The sequence below is a fragment of the Rhodococcus sp. NPDC060086 genome (genome assembly GCF_042730275.1).
GTDB lineage: Bacteria > Actinomycetota > Actinomycetes > Mycobacteriales > Mycobacteriaceae > Rhodococcus.
In genome coordinates this window covers 1-14,773 of sequence record NZ_JBHWWZ010000055.1, presented here as the reverse complement: position 1 = coordinate 14,773, position 14,773 = coordinate 1, and the positions used below count along the sequence as shown (strand labels likewise).

The following is a 14,773-nucleotide window of genomic DNA, read 5'->3' as shown; positions in this document are numbered from 1 at the left end:
CGAGTGCGGATTGATGTTTCCGACCCAACCCCCCGCCCGCAGTGATGTAGCGACGCCGGACACAGTCGGGTGACCGGGCCCACCGCCCAGAAAAAAATCTCCTTCCAGTCAACGAAACAGATACATCCAGGTCACGGAGGCGCGAGCAGTGCTGCGAGCCAGCTCAGGCCGGACACGAGAACATCGACACCCGCAGCTGTGACGACCAACCGTGGCCGAACACTGCGGCATGCCGGACGCTCGTCCCGGCGATCGACACCAGCCGTGGCCGCAACCGCTTCGGTTCCCACCTCCGGGCCGCGACATCGGTCAAGGCGAGCATTTGCATCGCGATGAGCTCATACGCGAGTTGCACGAGCCAACCAGATCCGAATCTGATCGAAAATGTGCAACGGAAGATTCTGCAACCCGGTGGACTTCGCCGTCCGGATCCGTCCTCGCACCGAGCGCAACGCCGGTGCCGCAGCTTCAGATCGGGCAGTTGCCCACGTCGAGTGCTGTTCTCGAACGCCGTCAACAGAAGCTGATCCCGGTCGGTGAACCGCAACTGCGCACCCGGACGCTGCCGCTCCTTCGGGCGATGATCCGCGAATCTTTCGGCCACTTACTCAGGTTGAGCAGGTCGGTCAACCTCGTTACCCAGGCGCCGTCGCGGACCTGCCCGTCCCAGTCGTAGGCCTGGAGGCAGACCAACTCGGGATTAGATCGAGGGCGGTGACCCTGGTGTCAGTCGTGGAGAACTCGACGAATACGAGAGCCTGTGCTTGGTCAGATACTCGATCAGTGCGGGGCGCCGGCACTGTTGGTACACACGAGCACTTTCTTCCTGACCCTGTACGCCGGGCGGACGGCAACTGCGCCAGTGCTTCCTGCACAACGGTGATGGCGGTACCGCCCTGCACACAGTGCTTGGGAAAGTGTTGGAGCCGGCGTTCGGAGGGCGCAGCAGCATTGCGACGGGTTCGCCGGTGCTGTCGTTGCGGTGGTCGAAGAACGCGCACAGCGGGCGGAAACCGAAGCCCCGATGAAGGTCGGAGCAGCGGATCCTTGGTGGAGTGGGCAGTGACCAAGGTGGCATCCGACGATCAGCGGATGTTGCTCGTTGATGTCGTGATCGGTGTCGCCGCCGAGTGGCGACCGCAGGCTACCTTTCTTTCGACGCGACTACGGAGCCTGCTGTTCCTCGAGGAATTCGAAGAGCCGGAATTGCGGACCTGGATCGGCCCGCGACGACGTGGTCATGGTGCGATTGCCGGCATCGGCGTGGATTCGCGCCACGATCTCGGGGAGGTCTCCCTCGAGCGTATAGGCCGCCATGTACCGATGGGTGGTATTGGGGTCGGCCGACTTGTACCGCGCGGCACTCGTGACGCCATCCACTGCGAGGATCTCCGGTAAGTGATGTGTGGTGTACCAGCGGTTGAACTCTTCTTCGGAGTTGTCGTCCCGCGGATGTGTGAAAGCGATGTAGAGACCCCGTGCCATTGTTGATACCTCTTCCTACGATTCTCGAGTCAACGTGCGGTCAACCACTGCCGAGTGCTTCGACGATCAGGGACGAGCTCTGCTGGCGGAAATCGTCCTGCTCGGGACAATTGTCCCGACACCTTTGTGTCGAGCATCTCGCCAAGCCGGCGTGCACTGTCGAGGAGAATGGACGGATCGACGCCGGTCGCGTACCCGCTGCGGTCGAGCAGATACCACAAATCCTCGGTGGCGATGTTGCCAGTGGCTGCCGGGGCGAACGGGCATCCGCCGATGCCGCCGAGGCTCGCGTCGAGTGCCGAGGCACCGAGCTGCAGCGCGGTGAGGGCGTTCGCATAGCCGGTGTTGCGTGTGTTGTGGAAGTGCCATCGTAGCGGCACGCCCGGCGCCTCCCGCTGTGCGGCATCGGCGAGTGCGACTACCTGCGCTGGCACGCCGACACCGATCGTGTCGGCAAGCGCGAGCTCATCGGGCTGCACGTCGCTGCATCGACGGACGAGATTGGCCACACGCTCGACGGGAACTTCCCCCTCAAACGGGCACCCGAATGCTGCGGCGATGGTTACGGTCGTTCGCAGACCTGAGTTTGATGCCCGCTTGGCGAGTCGGCTCCAGAGTGCGACGCCCTCATCGGTGCTGGTTCCCTGATTGCGGCGGCTGAACGTGTCCGAGGCGACGACCACGATGTTTACCTCGTCAAGGCCAGCGGCGATGGCTCGGTCGAGCCCGCGTTCGTTGAGCACCAAGCCGATCCACGAGACCTCGCCACGCGGAAGCTCTGCTGCTACTGCCTCCGCATCAGCCATCTGTGGCACTCGTTCTGGATGGACGAAACTCGTTGCCTCGATTCGGCGCAGACCGGCGGCCACGAGATGGCCGATGAGTTCGAGCTTGGTCTCGGTCGGCAGAGGCGTCTCCTCATTCTGTAGACCGTCGCGCGGAGAAACCTCCACGATGGTGACGGCGGACGAGGGGGGCTCGGGCGAGGCTGTGTCGCGTGTCTTGGGGGGTTCGGTGTTGCCCATGTTCGGATACTCCCGTAGGCGCCGAATGTATGCAAGTGCTTGGCCATAATTAGTCTGCCTCGCTCGATTATGCTGTGAAATATACTGGTTCTGATTGTAAGAGGGGCGGCGCCGAGCTACGATGTATGCAATCGAGGAGGTAAAAGTGTCTCAGGCATCACAGCGCGCCACGGATCTCCTACGCGCGAAGATCCTTGAAGGTCAATGGAGCTCCGGCGAGCGACTCGGCGAGGTCGAACTCGCCGAGGTCCTCCAGGTCAGCCGTACTCCGGTGCGGGAAGCGTTGTCGCGCCTGGCCTCGGAAGGATTGGTAGAGATGTCACCGAACAAGGGAGCCCGCGTGGCAACCTGGTCGGAGGCGAGGCTGGGCGAGATCTTCGATCTCCGCTTGCTCCTCGAACCGGTCGCTGCGGGTAAGGCTGTCGGCAGACTTTCCGACGATGAGATTGATGAACTCGAAGAGCTCGCTGTTCGTATGCACGATCACGGACGCCTCGGCGGCGACCGCGACTTCGGTGAAATCGCCCGACTGAACCGCCAGTTTCACGCGATGTTGATAGAGAAGGCCGAAAGTGTACAACTTGAGGCGACATTGACATCCGTTCGTCACATTTCTTTGGCGACCCGCAACTACCAGCACTTCACCGAGGACAGCTTGTCCCGCAGTCTGTCTCATCACTTTGAGATCGTGGCCGCAGTCCGCGCTGGGAATCCTGACTGGGTGGCTTCGGTGATGCGTTGTCATCTCCACAACGCGCGCACCGCGATGCTCGGTCCGATGAGCAACTCGACCCTGAGTGCCGGCAGTACCCGCGATGGCATCGGCGCCATCCTGACCTAACGCCTCTGTCCTGAACATGGAGGAACTAGCCGAGTAGGCCACGCGCGACGCAGTCCTCGGCCTGACGACAATCCGACACCTCTCCGACGAGAACCCACATCGTTCCGCACCTGCGCAACCTCCTGCGCCAGGTGGCGATGACGCACGCATCCATACAGCCCAAGGATATCGGGCTTAACCGCAGAGGAAGTAGCCATGGCTCATGAACACGTCGAAACCACCCCCGACCACGCGCAGGTCGGCCCTCTGTCCGACCTGCGCGTCATCGAGATGGGTCAGCTGCTGGCCGGACCATTCTGTGGCCAGCTACTGGCCGATTTCGGGGCCGAGGTGATCAAGTTGGAGGATCCGGGTCATGGCGACCCCATGCGCCAGTGGGGCCGAAAGAGCTCGCAAGGGCAGTCCTTGTGGTGGCCGATCGTCGCCCGCAACAAGAAGTCTGTGACCTGCAATCTCCGGACTCCCGAAGGCCAACAGATTGCCCGTGATTTGATCGCCACCGCTGACATCCTCATCGAGAACTTCCGCCCGGGCACGCTGGAGCGTTGGGGTCTCGGTTTCGAGGAGCTCAGCGCCCTCAATCCGAGGCTAATCATGGTGCGTGTCACCGGATATGGACAGACTGGCCCCTACGCGCCGCGTGCTGGCTACGGTTCCATCGGCGAGGCGATGGGCGGATTGCGTTACATCACCGGCGATCCGGAGAGTCTGCCCAGCCGAACCGGCATTTCCATCGGCGATTCTCTGGCCGCCGTCTTCGCCACCATCGGCGCTCTGGTCGCGTTGCGCGGGGTGCAGCGGACCGGTCGCGGGCAGGTCGTCGACTCGGCAATCTACGAGGCCGTGCTCTCGCTGATGGAATCCACGGTTCCCGAGTACCAGTTGACGGGATATCAGCGGGAACGGACGGGGTCAATCCTGCCGAATGTGGCTCCCAGTAACGTCTACCCCACGGCCGACGACAGTAGCATCCTGATCGCGGCAAACCAGGACACCGTGTTCCGCCGCCTCGTCGCCGCGATAGGTTCGCCCGAACTTGCCGACGACCCGCGATACTGCAATCACACCGAACGTGGTGCCCACCAGACCGAGCTCGACGCGCTTATCGCTGGCTGGACGGCGCGCCACCAGTCTGATGACCTGCTAGCGCTCCTCGAGCAAAAGGGCGTGCCGGCTGGACGGATCTATCGAGCCAAGGACATGCTGGCCGATCCTCACTTCGCCGCACGCGAGGCCATTATCACGATGCAGCACAAGCTGTTCGGAGATTTTCCGGTGCAGAACGTAGCCCCGAAACTGTCGTCGACCCCGGGGTCGATCAGGTGGCTCGGACCCGAGCTCGGCGAGCACACCGTGGAGGTCCTCGCGGACATTCTCGATAGGACACCCATCGACATCGACGATCTCCGGGCGTCGGGTGTCATCTGATCTTCCGGAACGGACGTAACGCGAACGCAACCAGAGGAGCGCAGTTGTATGCAATGCTCACAATATGCGCCTTAGGCTGTTGCGTACGAGAACGAACGTACGGAATCGAGCGCTAGAAAGGAACTCACCCAATGTCTGCATGGAAGCAGAGCGCTGCTGCCGAACTGAGCTCGGAGACACTCGTCGCACTAATCCGCAACGAGATTCCCGCCATCCGGATCGAAGGCTTCGCAAGTGCCGAGGAATGCACTGCGTTCACCGAGGCGGTCTACAGCTCGCCCGACCTGAAATCGTACAGTGTCGCCACACCGACCCATTACCTCGGCCTTGTGATGTACGAGTACCGTCAGGGCGGCGGGCGTAAGCAGGAGTTCTTCGATGCGGTGCCCGAAGCCGTTGCGGCGCAGGAAAAACTATACGCTCAGTCGTTCGATGTGCCCAACCGCTTCCGCAACATGCTGGGCGCGCACCACCCAGGCGACATCTCGGTCCCCACCGAACCCGGATACGGGGCATACTGCCCGGTCGTAGTCCGGATCGCGTCCAACGGCGTCCACCTACATGCCGACTACGCGCCGTACAACTCCCCGGATTGGGCGATCGGCGCGGTGGAAGCCCAGATCACCTGGAATCTCTACACGCAGTGCCCGTCCGTAGGCGGCGAGACCACCGTCTACAACAGCCCGTGGGCCCCCGCAGAAGGCGAGGATCCCGCACGCGGTCTACCCGATGCCTCGGTGGAGTCTGACGACTCGATCGAGAGCTTCACTTTCGCTCCCAAGGCAGGTGAGGTTGTGTTGTTCAACCCCCGCAATCCCCACAGAATCGCAGCCGGCGGCGCAGAGGGTGGAGGACGCGTGTCCATCGGGTCCTTCCTCGGCCTCAAGGGTTTCGACCTCCTGATGTGGTCCTGAGCCACCACACTTCCCACTTTCGTGATCATTGATTGAAGGAGACAGACATGGCCATTGACGAAGCGGACCGGATGATCAAGCCCAGCGGGCGCCTGTTCACCAAGAACTCCGACATTCCGGCCGACCCGGTGAGCCTGATCGAGGACACTGTCGAAGACGGTGAGCTCACGGTCCGCGCTCTGATGGTCGGTGAGGAGATGCTCTTCGTCGAGGCGTTCAAAGGTAAGGGGATGATCGATCCTACCCATCAGCACGACGACCACGAGTCGATCGGCTACCTGCTGCGCGGCAAAATGCGCGTGGTGATCGGCGATAAGGAGTTCATCGCCGAGGCTGGCGACGTCTGGCTCCACCCGCGCGGTGTCCCGCACATGAGCGAGGCACTCGAGGACTGCATCCAGCTCGAGATCAAGTCGCCACCACGCAAGACGTGGTACACCGACACCGAACTCGCCGAGCGTGCGGAGCGTCAGCCCATGAGCTGACCACAGCCAGGCCCTCCTCGCGGCAACAGCGGCAGAGGACAATGCCCCGGCTATAGCCGGGGCATTGTTGTCGGCCCGATTGTGCACCCCTGAACCCGTCGACCGTGTCCCGCGACCACGGACGCCGGAACCGTTGCCCGTACAAATACGGCAAGGCCCGTCGAGGGGGAATGCCACTCGACGGGCCTTGCCGGTGAATTACGCGAGTGTCAGGCGGCGCCGTTGGTGGCACCGGAGCCGGCCAGGGGGCCGATTGTCTCACCGGTGATGTACTTCGCCTCAGGGGACACCAGGAAGGCAATTGTGCGTGAGACGTCCTCGGGCTCGATCCACGGGACCCCCATCGGGTTGATGACGTAGGCCTCCTCGATCTGCTCCTGGCTCGGGTTCTCGATGCCTGGCAGGAAAAGGGCCTCACACGCGTCGTTGCGAATCATGTCGGTATTGACGTTGGTCGGGGTAACGGCGTTCACCGTGACGCCGCTCTGCGCAACTTCGAGGGCAGCAGACTTGACCAGGCCGATGACACCCCACTTCGCGGCGCAGTAGTGGGCCAAGTTGTTGAATCCGATATGCCCACCGCCCGATGACGTGGCGACGACGCGGCCGTATCCGGCCTTCACCATGTGGGGCAGGACAGCACGGAACGAGTTGAAAACGCCGGTCAGATTGATGTCGACGGTCTCAGCCCACACCTCGCCACTCATCTCGGCGATCGGCACGGCGGTCATGATCCCGGCGTTGGCCAGCAGGATGTCGATCTTGCCAAATCGCTCAACGACCTCGTCGGCGAATGCGATGAGTCCATCGAGGTCCCGGACATCCAGCTGACGTGCATATGCCTTGCGTCCCTGAGCCTCAACGAGGCGGACAGTCTCGTCGAGGTCCGCCTGCGTTGCCATGCCGTAGGGGGTCGTCGCGTTGTCCGTGAGGGAGTCCACGATGACGATGTCTGCGCCCAGGCTGGAGAGGTGGACGGCGTGTGAGCGGCCTTGCCCCCGCGCGCCACCGGTGATGAAGGCGACCTGTCCGTCGAAAGTACCCATGTCAGATTCCTGCTTTCCGTTGGTGCTTGATACCAAAATCTGTGAATCGCGCGTCAGCGACCGAGTGCGGCGGCACCGGCGTCGGCCACCGTGACGTCCTGCTCCGTGGACCCTCCACTGGCGCCGAGTGCACCGACCAGTACGCCATCAATGTGCAGGGGGACGCCCCCACCAAATGGGGTGAATCCCGGCACGCTGGTGATCGATCCCGCGAACGAGGCACTCGATGCGCCAGCCTCTTCCCACGCAGATGTCGGTTGTCCCATACCGACTGCGGTGTAGGCTTTTCCGGTCGCCATGCTCATCGCCATCAGTGGGCTGTCGTCCATTCGTTGTGATGCGACCTGCTGTCCGGCGTGGTCGACGACGATCAGCGCCATCGGTACCGCCAATTCGGCTGCCTTCGCGCGCGCCGCCGAGAGCACGGACTCAGCATCGTCCAGGGTGAGGACGGTTCGTTGAATGGCCATGGCTACTCCTATGTTAGCTTGCCCGGCCGGCGCTTTCCCGTCCTTGGGCGCAGCGTGATCTCAGTGGTCGGGCTGCTCGCCCAGTATGACCCGTGACGGCTACGTGGTCAACGGTCGTGTATACAACTCGTGATCGAGGCATACTTCTGATTCACATGCCCATGGAAGAGCGAAAACATGGATCCGCGGCGAAGAGTTCAGTAAACTCCCTGTAAATCCCGGTCTCGGTGGGCTATCCTTACCGCGTGGTCCTACCGTAGCTTCGACATCGGAGCAGTGATCTACCACTCAGACGATGTACACAACAGTCACTTCACGACGCCGGTTGTGTGCAATTCCCGAAGGAGTTTCATGGTTGACGTTCTCGGCTGGCGCAATGTCTTCGGCGTCCTTGCGCCCTCGACGAACACGGTCGTCGAGCCGGACTACTATCGGATGTCGGTGCCCGGCGTGACGTCTCACGTCGCACGCATCCACATTCGCGATCAAACCCTCAGCAGCAACGAGGATTTTGAGGGATTGCTCGAGCAGATCCGCGCTGAGATCAACGCCGCGTGCGAGCGTGTGCTCACCTGCGACCCGGACTACCTCGTGATGGGGATGTCGGCAGAGACCTTCTGGGGCGGCGTGGACGGCAACCGGCAATTCACCGAACAGCTCGAAAGCTTTTCGGGCCTGAAGGTCGCCACCGGTGCTGATGCCGTCCGGCGCGGACTCGATCTCTTCGGCGCACGACGCCTCGGAGTCGTCACCCCGTACCAGCCCATCGCCGACGACAACGTTCGCCTGTTTCTGTCCGAGGCCGGATACGACGTGGTCAACCTCAAGGGGCTGCGGTGCCCCTCTGCGGTCGACATCGCGCGGGTCAGTGAAGACGCTCTGCGCCAGGCGATCCTGGAGGTCAACGGCCCCGATGTCGATGCCATCGTCCAGGTGGGCACCAATCTATCGATGGTCGGGCTCGCAGACGAGGCCGAGCGCTGGCTGGGCAAGCCCGTCATCGCCATCAACGCAGCGACCTGGTGGCATGCGCTGCGCACCAACGGAGTAACCGATCAGATCCGCGGCTGCGGCACCTTACTGCGCGAGCACTAACCGCGCCCGACAAATCGTCCCTTGCGACAGCACTTTTTGAGGAGCGCCAATGAAGAAGTCAGCATCCTGGATGCTCACAGCGGTCGCGGTGGGCTCACTGCTCGCCGGATGTACCAGTGCGACCGCGGACAGCGGTTCGAGTGCGTCCGGTGAGAAGATCAGCAACGCATGCACCCAGGCCGCCGCCGCCATTGTCGACGAGGCCCGCGCACCTGCGCCGCTGGTTGTGCCCGAGGCCCCGCTCGACCTCGCTGCTGCCAAAGGCAAGAACATCTGGATGATCATGGTGGTCACCAACCAGTTCACCTCCGCTGCCGCCGAAGGTTTCAAGGAGGCCGCAGGCGCGGCAGGGGTGAAGACCACCGTGTTCGACGGCCAGGGCCAGACGAACAAGTTCAACGAGGGTATGGCGCAGGCCATCGCGCAGAAAGCCGATGCGATCGTGCTTTTGGGCATTGAGCCTGCCATGCTGTCCGGTGCGTTGAATGATACTGCCAACGCAGGCATCCCGGTCATCAACGCTCTATCCGGAGATGCCTCGGCACCGTTGGCAAACGGCGTCTTCGCGAACGTCAGCGCCGACTACACCGCCAACGGCGCCGCTCTGGCGGCATGGACACTAGTCGACTCCAATTGCACTGCGACGTCATTCCTCGCGCAGCCGACCGCGATCGAGATCTACCAGAATATGGCGGCTGGAGCCCAGCAGGTCTATCGCGAGCACTGCCCGGAGGATTGCACACTAGACGTGCAGGAGATCGCTCTAGCCAACGCCGCCACCGACCTGCCCCAGAAGCTCGCGACGGCGATGAAACGCAATCCCGACACCGGATACGTTCTGACAAACTGGGATTCAGGTGTCACATTCATTGAACCGGCCGTGGCGATGACAAATCCGGACGCGAGGATTCTAGGCCGTGACGGCATCGCCACCAGCCTCGACGCGATCCGTTCGGACAAAGGGCAGGACGTCACCGTGGCGGCTCCGCCGGAGGCGTGGCTCGGCTGGGTGATGGTCGACGACGCGATCCGCGCGATCACCGGTGCGCAGCCGTCGGGAATCGTCATCCCCACCCGCCTCGTCGACGAGACCAACATCGGCGAGTCGAACGCCGACGTGAGCCCCAACTACAACGATTTCCCGACCGCCTTCACGAGGGCCTGGTCGAAGAACTGATTGCCGCGCGGGCTGACCATGACCGCGGCACATACACGGAGAAATCATGAGCAATGACCTCGGTGCCGTCGCGGCACCTCCCTCTCGTCCCCCAACGGGCCATCACCAACCGCCCGAATCGGTGAGTGCATCGACCAAGGTGCGACCGAGCACATCGATCGTGGAACGCTATGCGCTGGTGGGCCTTCTGGTTCTCGCCTTCACGCTGTGCGCCGCCTTCCTGCCAGAGTTCAGATCGATGGGCATCGTCTCGGCGATGATCAACTCGCAGGCGATCATCCTGCTGCTCGCGCTCGCTGCGACGCTGGCGCTGCGGACGGGGGATTTCGACCTGGCCATTCCAGGTGTGATGGTCACTAGTGCGTGTGTGGTTGCGGTCATGTCGACCAACGGCTACTCACCAGCGGCGGTGATCCCGGCGGCCCTGACAGTCGGGCTCGTCGTCGGCCTGATCAACGCCCTGCTAGTGGTGAAGGTGGGAGTGGACTCGTTCATCACCACACTCGGCATGTTCACAGCGCTATCAGGTATCGGCTACGCCATCACGGGTTCGAAGATCATCACCGGCGTGCCGGATTTCTACGTCGAGCTTTCGCGAGCGAAGCTGCTGGGTCTGCCGATGACCACCTGGTACGGGTGGTTGCTGGTGGCGGTGCTGTGGTTTGTATACCAGCGCACGCCTGTGGGCCGGTACATGTTGTTCATCGGCGGCAACCGTGACGCCGCGCTGCTGGCCGGAATCTCGGTGTCCCGCATTCGCACGGTCACCTACGTGGTCTCCGGAGTGACCGGTGCACTCATCGGCATCATCCTTGTCGGAAATCTCGGCGCCATCGACCCGGCCATCGGCAACCAGTACCTGCTGGCGCCGTTCGCGGCCACCTTCCTCGGTGCCACCGCCATCACAGTCGGGCGGTTCAACGCCATCGGCACTCTCGTCGCCGTATACCTCCTGGTCGTGGGTATCACCGGCCTCCAGTTGGCCGGGGCCGCATCGTGGGTCAGCCCGTTGTTCAACGGGCTGGCACTGATGATCGCGGTCGCCCTGGCCAAGCTGGTCGGCATGCGCCGAGGTTCTGTGCGATGACGCCGCGACCAGAAGACGTCACCCTTCAGAGTCCGACAGGCGACGTGCCCCCGAGTCCTGCACTGGAGATCGAGGGCCTGTCCAAGCAGTTCGACGGCAACTACGCTCTGCACCCACTCGACTGGCAGGTGGGGCGCGGCGAGGTGCACGCTCTGGTCGGACAGAACGGGAGTGGCAAGTCGACGATGATCAAGTGCCTGGCCGGTTACTATCGCCCCGACAACGGGCGCGTGAGTCTGTTCGGCAAGAAGCTCGACCTGCCGGTGCGCAACCCCGCCGAGCACGGCATCGCCGTCATTCACCAAGACCTCGGCCTGGCTCCGGGGATGACGGTACTCGAGAATATCGGCGTCACAACCGGATACGGCGCTCGAACGTTTGGCTGGGTGCGTGACCGTCGGGAGGCGAAGGCCTGCCGCGAGATCGCCGAACGTCTCGGCATCGAGCTGCCCCTAGGGACGCTGGTCTCCGACCTCAGTCCGGCTCAGCGAGCCCTGGTCGGTCTGGTCCGGGCGGTACGGACGTTGGGCGACGGCCACGAGGGTCACCTGTTCATCCTCGATGAGCCAACCGCGTCGCTGTCTCACAGCGAGGCCACTCAGGTCACGGCAATGATGCGCAGCGTCGCCGAACTAGGTTCAAGCGTCATATTCGTCAGCCACCGGCTCAGCGAGGTACTCGACAACTGCGACGCCGTCACCGTGCTGCGCGACGGCAAGCGGGTGCTGACGCGGTCCACCGAGAGGTTCACCCGATCGGATCTGGTTGCCGAGATCCTGGGTCGGCGCCTCACCGACTACTACCCGGCCCCTCCAGAACGCACCGGCGTCACACCCCCGCGGCTCGTCCTCGGGAACCTCAGTGGGGGTGTAGTGCGCGATCTGTCGGTCACCGTCGACCGTGGTGAGATCGTCGGGTTCACCGGCCTGGCCGGCATGGGTCACGAAGAACTGCCGCTGATCTTGGCCGGCAAACTTCCCCGTACCGGAGGCACGGTGACCGTCGACGGGACGGTCGTCGAACCGAACCGGCCCCAGGCCGCCATCGCTGCAGGCCTGGCACTGGTCCCCGGCAACCGCCATCGCGACGGTGTCTGGCTCGATGCCTCTGCCGCGGAGAACATCACACTGCCGAGCTTGGGCACCTTCACGCGATTCGGCGTCGCGACCAACTGGCACAAGGAGCGGTCGACAGCACTCGAGTTGGTCGAGTCATCCGGCGCGGTGCCAGCACAACCACATTGGCCGATCCGCCAGTTCAGCGGTGGAAATCAACAGAAGATCGTGTTGTCCAAGTGGCTACACCTCGATCCCACAGTGCTCCTGCTCGACGAACCGACCCAAGGGGTCGATGCCGGGGCGTCGCGTCAGCTGTTGGACCGCGTTGCGGACCTCGCTGCCGACGGTGCATCGATCCTCGTGTTCTCTGGCGACCACGAACAGCTCGCGGCTATCTGTCATCGCGTGCTGGTCCTCCACCATGGTGAGGTCGTAGCCGAGCTGAAGCAGGGCAAACTCAGCGAGCAAGCGTTGTTGGAGGCCTGCGAGCAGAAGGTAGAGGTTGCATCGTGATCGACCGCGACGGCACCGTTTCCGGCAACCACGAGGGCATTGCCGCCGATTACTCCCAGGCGGGATTCGGCGGCTCGCTTGGCTGGGGCAGCCGCCCGGCATTGCTAATGATCGACATGCTCGAGGCCTACTTTCGGCAAGGCTCCCCGTTCTGCCTGCCTGATCCGGAAGTGATCGATCGATGCGCGACGCTGCTGACGGCAGCACGCCGTGCCAAGGTACTGATCATCCACACCCGCGTCGAGTACGCCTCCGGTCTTCCCGACGGCGGCGTGTTCGTCCGAAAGGTGCCGGCGCTACGTGTCCTCGAGGCCGGTCACCCCGACGGACTCGGTGATTTCGTGGCACCACTGCGGCCGCATAAGGGCGAGGTCGAGGTGGTCAAACAGTATGCGTCGGCGTTCTTCGGCACCTCGGTCGCAGCAACCCTCGCTGCCAATGGTGTCGACTCAGTGTTCATTGCCGGTGTCTCGACATCGGGATGTATTCGGGCCAGCGCAACCGATGCCATGCAACACGGCTTCATCCCGAAGGTCGTCGCCGACGCCTGCGGGGATCGCAACGCCGCGGTACACGACGCGAACCTGTTTGATTTGAACGCCAAGTACGCCGATGTCATCGACCTCAGCACAGCGTGCGCGCGACTGGCTGCCGCGGGCTGACGCCTCCGACAACCTACGCCTCGTAGGAGTGTCCACTTGAGCGGGTGATCGGTTTTTGGGGATGGTTGTGTCTCAGCCGGACAGCGGCACGACTGTGTGCTCGCCTCCTGCCTGGAGCGGGTCGGCGAACCCGTCTGAGACGAAGCCGAAGGAGCAGCGGAGGACCGACGAGCTCGACGACGGGTCGCGTCCGCACGGCATCGTGTATCCGTCGAAATGGGGAAGCACGTTGCAGAACTAGGCGATGTGGCTGCGCCGTACCGACGATCGGACCGGCCCGGACCCGGTCACTGTGGTGGAGGCTTCGGACATCGGCCGGCGCACCGCCCCATTCGTGCATGCCGTGCAACTGCGAGGTATGAGAGTGTTCTGAACCGGGTCATGCGGTGACCGTCGAGTTCATCGCCGGTCAGGAGCATCCCGTGCCGGCCGGTGAGGACGCGCGGTCCCTCACTCGGCGGGTCCGGCGGGCAGGTTTCGAAATAGCCTGTCATCGACGAGAAGTAGTCGTCGAACGTCGGCTGGGGTGTTCCGTCTCGGGCGGCGACGAGTATGTCGAGGTAGTACTCCCATCCGGGACCGACCTCGCCGACGTTCGCGTCGTTGTCGAGTTGGTGGCTCAGTTCGGTGACGGCGATCGGCCGCGGTAGCATCCTGGACCTGGGCCGGATCGGAGGCCAGTGCGGCGAGCGACAACGGCACCTCGATCGTCGACCACGCGACCTCGGCCATCAGCTCACCGCCGTTGCGCGACTGCCTGCCGTCGACCGGGCGATCGTCAAACCGACCCGTGCGGGTAGCTGGTGGGCGAAGGAGCCGAACTCCTCCGGCCCACCGGCACGCACTCCGGCCGAGGGAGGAGGCGGTGCCAGTGGGAGTGGGATCGCGGACTCGGTGATCGTGTCGATGACAAACACATCCGGTCCGCCGTGGGCAGGGGAGTCGCACTCGCCGAAGGCTAGCGCCGAGGCCAGTGCCCCGCGGCCGCCGACCCACGGGTGGGCCGGTTCGAGCGCCTCCGGGCGTTGATGTCTACAGGTACACGGGTCGCCTTGATCGTGGGTTCACCCGGAAGGTGGTGTGGCGGTCTCGGGCAGTGCCGTTCGTGAGGTTTCGTTGTCGCCGATCAGTCAGATAGGAGCCGGATCAGCTGCCAGATGGTTCGGGTCGTGAGTGCGGTGTTCTCGAGATCGGTCGGCAGATCAGTTTCCGCTACCCAACGGCCGTGTTGGTGCACTTTCCACGCCCGAATGAAGTCACCCGTACGAAGAGATCGTCAGGCTTAGGGAACGAGGAGTGATCCGGTGACGCAGGCTGCCTGGGAGACGAAATCGGAATTGCCCGGTGCGACTTCGGATCGCGAGTCCACCCGAGTGTTGAGGCGTGTGAGGTAGTAGTGCCCCATAGAGTGGTGTAACCCGGTGACCAGCACCACAACCGACAGCGTGTCGCTGCTGGACGTGAAACGGTCACCGCGTGATCCTTCG

The 14,773-nt window shown here is 63.3% G+C and carries 16 protein-coding genes and 1 pseudogene; 9 read left to right on the top strand and 8 right to left on the bottom strand.

Annotated elements, in window-relative coordinates; genetic code table 11:
• Nucleotides 1-131: 131 nt before the first annotated feature.
• The 3 genes and pseudogenes from ACFWB0_RS22160 to ACFWB0_RS22150 all read right to left on the bottom strand — a co-directional run.
• Nucleotides 132-1,116, bottom strand: a pseudogene (locus tag ACFWB0_RS22160) (transposase); the annotation flags it as partial.
• 48 nt (nucleotides 1,117-1,164) lie between these two features.
• Nucleotides 1,165-1,485, bottom strand: a complete 321-nt coding sequence (locus ACFWB0_RS22155; protein ID WP_378492552.1) for a hypothetical protein — start codon at nucleotides 1,483-1,485, stop codon at nucleotides 1,165-1,167.
• A gap of 29 nt (nucleotides 1,486-1,514) precedes the next feature.
• Complete coding sequence (locus ACFWB0_RS22150; RefSeq protein WP_378492551.1) at nucleotides 1,515-2,510, bottom strand: hydroxymethylglutaryl-CoA lyase; 996 nt, start codon at nucleotides 2,508-2,510, stop codon at nucleotides 1,515-1,517.
• A 121-nt stretch (nucleotides 2,511-2,631) separates the two neighbouring features.
• On the opposite strand from ACFWB0_RS22150, the gene ACFWB0_RS22145 reads away from it, so the two are divergent.
• The 4 genes from ACFWB0_RS22145 (at nucleotide 2,632) to ACFWB0_RS22130 (ending at nucleotide 6,178) form a co-directional block, all read left to right on the top strand.
• Nucleotides 2,632-3,351 (top strand): GntR family transcriptional regulator, encoded by a 720-nt coding sequence (locus ACFWB0_RS22145; RefSeq protein ID WP_378492550.1) that lies wholly within the window; start codon nucleotides 2,632-2,634, stop codon nucleotides 3,349-3,351.
• A 195-nt stretch (nucleotides 3,352-3,546) separates the two neighbouring features.
• Complete coding sequence (locus ACFWB0_RS22140) at nucleotides 3,547-4,779, top strand: CaiB/BaiF CoA transferase family protein (RefSeq protein WP_378492549.1); 1,233 nt, start codon at nucleotides 3,547-3,549, stop codon at nucleotides 4,777-4,779.
• 131 nt (nucleotides 4,780-4,910) lie between these two features.
• Nucleotides 4,911-5,693: a hypothetical protein gene (locus tag ACFWB0_RS22135; RefSeq protein WP_378492548.1), complete on the top strand. Its 783-nt coding sequence runs from the start codon at nucleotides 4,911-4,913 to the stop codon at nucleotides 5,691-5,693.
• 47 nt (nucleotides 5,694-5,740) lie between these two features.
• Nucleotides 5,741-6,178 carry a cupin domain-containing protein gene (locus tag ACFWB0_RS22130; RefSeq protein ID WP_378492547.1) on the top strand — a complete coding sequence of 146 codons (438 nt, stop codon included), beginning with the start codon at nucleotides 5,741-5,743 and terminating at the stop codon, nucleotides 6,176-6,178.
• A 209-nt stretch (nucleotides 6,179-6,387) separates the two neighbouring features.
• Here the strand turns inward: ACFWB0_RS22130 and ACFWB0_RS22125 are convergent, their stop codons facing one another.
• Nucleotides 6,388-7,224: a mycofactocin-coupled SDR family oxidoreductase gene (locus tag ACFWB0_RS22125; protein ID WP_378492546.1), complete on the bottom strand. Its 837-nt coding sequence runs from the start codon at nucleotides 7,222-7,224 to the stop codon at nucleotides 6,388-6,390.
• A 53-nt stretch (nucleotides 7,225-7,277) separates the two neighbouring features.
• On the bottom strand, nucleotides 7,278-7,694 hold the full coding sequence (locus ACFWB0_RS22120) for a heme-binding protein (protein WP_378492545.1): 417 nt from the start codon (nucleotides 7,692-7,694) through the stop codon (nucleotides 7,278-7,280).
• 351 nt (nucleotides 7,695-8,045) lie between these two features.
• Between ACFWB0_RS22120 and ACFWB0_RS22115 the strand changes: the two genes are divergently transcribed.
• The 5 genes from ACFWB0_RS22115 to ACFWB0_RS22095 all read left to right on the top strand — a co-directional run bounded on the left by ACFWB0_RS22115 (nucleotide 8,046) and on the right by ACFWB0_RS22095 (nucleotide 13,286).
• The gene (locus tag ACFWB0_RS22115) at nucleotides 8,046-8,789 is read left to right on the top strand and encodes an arylmalonate decarboxylase (protein WP_378492544.1); all 744 of its coding nucleotides are present in this window, start codon (nucleotides 8,046-8,048) and stop codon (nucleotides 8,787-8,789) included.
• A gap of 70 nt (nucleotides 8,790-8,859) precedes the next feature.
• Nucleotides 8,860-9,966, top strand: coding sequence for a substrate-binding domain-containing protein (locus tag ACFWB0_RS22110; RefSeq protein ID WP_378492543.1), 1,107 nt, complete (start codon nucleotides 8,860-8,862; stop codon nucleotides 9,964-9,966).
• A 46-nt stretch (nucleotides 9,967-10,012) separates the two neighbouring features.
• Nucleotides 10,013-11,053 (top strand): ABC transporter permease, encoded by a 1,041-nt coding sequence (locus tag ACFWB0_RS22105; RefSeq protein WP_378492542.1) that lies wholly within the window; start codon nucleotides 10,013-10,015, stop codon nucleotides 11,051-11,053.
• Nucleotides 11,050-12,624, top strand: a complete 1,575-nt coding sequence (locus tag ACFWB0_RS22100) for a sugar ABC transporter ATP-binding protein (RefSeq protein ID WP_378492541.1) — start codon at nucleotides 11,050-11,052, stop codon at nucleotides 12,622-12,624. The genes ACFWB0_RS22105 and ACFWB0_RS22100 overlap by 4 nt, the downstream gene beginning before the upstream one ends.
• A complete protein-coding gene (locus tag ACFWB0_RS22095) occupies nucleotides 12,621-13,286 on the top strand; it encodes an isochorismatase family protein (RefSeq protein WP_378492540.1) in 666 nt (221 codons plus the stop codon). Before ACFWB0_RS22100 ends, ACFWB0_RS22095 begins: the two co-directional genes overlap by 4 nt.
• A 287-nt stretch (nucleotides 13,287-13,573) precedes the next feature.
• Here ACFWB0_RS22095 and ACFWB0_RS22090 read toward each other — a convergent pair whose 3' ends face one another.
• The 3 genes from ACFWB0_RS22090 to ACFWB0_RS22080 all read right to left on the bottom strand — a co-directional run.
• Complete coding sequence (locus tag ACFWB0_RS22090; protein WP_378492539.1) at nucleotides 13,574-13,939, bottom strand: hypothetical protein; 366 nt, start codon at nucleotides 13,937-13,939, stop codon at nucleotides 13,574-13,576.
• 78 nt (nucleotides 13,940-14,017) lie between these two features.
• Nucleotides 14,018-14,203 carry a hypothetical protein gene (locus tag ACFWB0_RS22085; RefSeq protein WP_378492538.1) on the bottom strand — a complete coding sequence of 62 codons (186 nt, stop codon included), beginning with the start codon at nucleotides 14,201-14,203 and terminating at the stop codon, nucleotides 14,018-14,020.
• A gap of 365 nt (nucleotides 14,204-14,568) precedes the next feature.
• The coding region (locus tag ACFWB0_RS22080; RefSeq protein WP_378492537.1) for a hypothetical protein at nucleotides 14,569-14,773 on the bottom strand (205 nt) is incomplete at its 5' end.

Bases quoted from the DNA above. Each gene is read 5' to 3' on its own strand.
- ACFWB0_RS22155 (WP_378492552.1), bottom strand. From the start codon at position 1,485: ATGGCACGGGGTCTCTACATCGCTTTCACACATCCGCGGGACGACAAC.
- ACFWB0_RS22130 (WP_378492547.1), top strand. From the start codon at position 5,741: ATGGCCATTGACGAAGCGGACCGGATGATCAAGCCCAGCGGGCGCCTG.
- ACFWB0_RS22105 (WP_378492542.1), top strand. From the start codon at position 10,013: ATGAGCAATGACCTCGGTGCCGTCGCGGCACCTCCCTCTCGTCCCCCA.
- ACFWB0_RS22110 (WP_378492543.1), top strand. From the start codon at position 8,860: ATGCTCACAGCGGTCGCGGTGGGCTCACTGCTCGCCGGATGTACCAGT.
- ACFWB0_RS22140 (WP_378492549.1), top strand. From the start codon at position 3,547: ATGGCTCATGAACACGTCGAAACCACCCCCGACCACGCGCAGGTCGGC.
- ACFWB0_RS22115 (WP_378492544.1), top strand. From the start codon at position 8,046: ATGGTTGACGTTCTCGGCTGGCGCAATGTCTTCGGCGTCCTTGCGCCC.
- ACFWB0_RS22135 (WP_378492548.1), top strand. From the start codon at position 4,911: ATGTCTGCATGGAAGCAGAGCGCTGCTGCCGAACTGAGCTCGGAGACA.
- ACFWB0_RS22090 (WP_378492539.1), bottom strand. From the start codon at position 13,939: ATGCTACCGCGGCCGATCGCCGTCACCGAACTGAGCCACCAACTCGAC.
- ACFWB0_RS22150 (WP_378492551.1), bottom strand. From the start codon at position 2,510: ATGGGCAACACCGAACCCCCCAAGACACGCGACACAGCCTCGCCCGAG.
- ACFWB0_RS22120 (WP_378492545.1), bottom strand. From the start codon at position 7,694: ATGGCCATTCAACGAACCGTCCTCACCCTGGACGATGCTGAGTCCGTG.
- ACFWB0_RS22100 (WP_378492541.1), top strand. From the start codon at position 11,050: ATGACGCCGCGACCAGAAGACGTCACCCTTCAGAGTCCGACAGGCGAC.
- ACFWB0_RS22145 (WP_378492550.1), top strand. From the start codon at position 2,632: ATGTATGCAATCGAGGAGGTAAAAGTGTCTCAGGCATCACAGCGCGCC.
- ACFWB0_RS22125 (WP_378492546.1), bottom strand. From the start codon at position 7,224: ATGGGTACTTTCGACGGACAGGTCGCCTTCATCACCGGTGGCGCGCGG.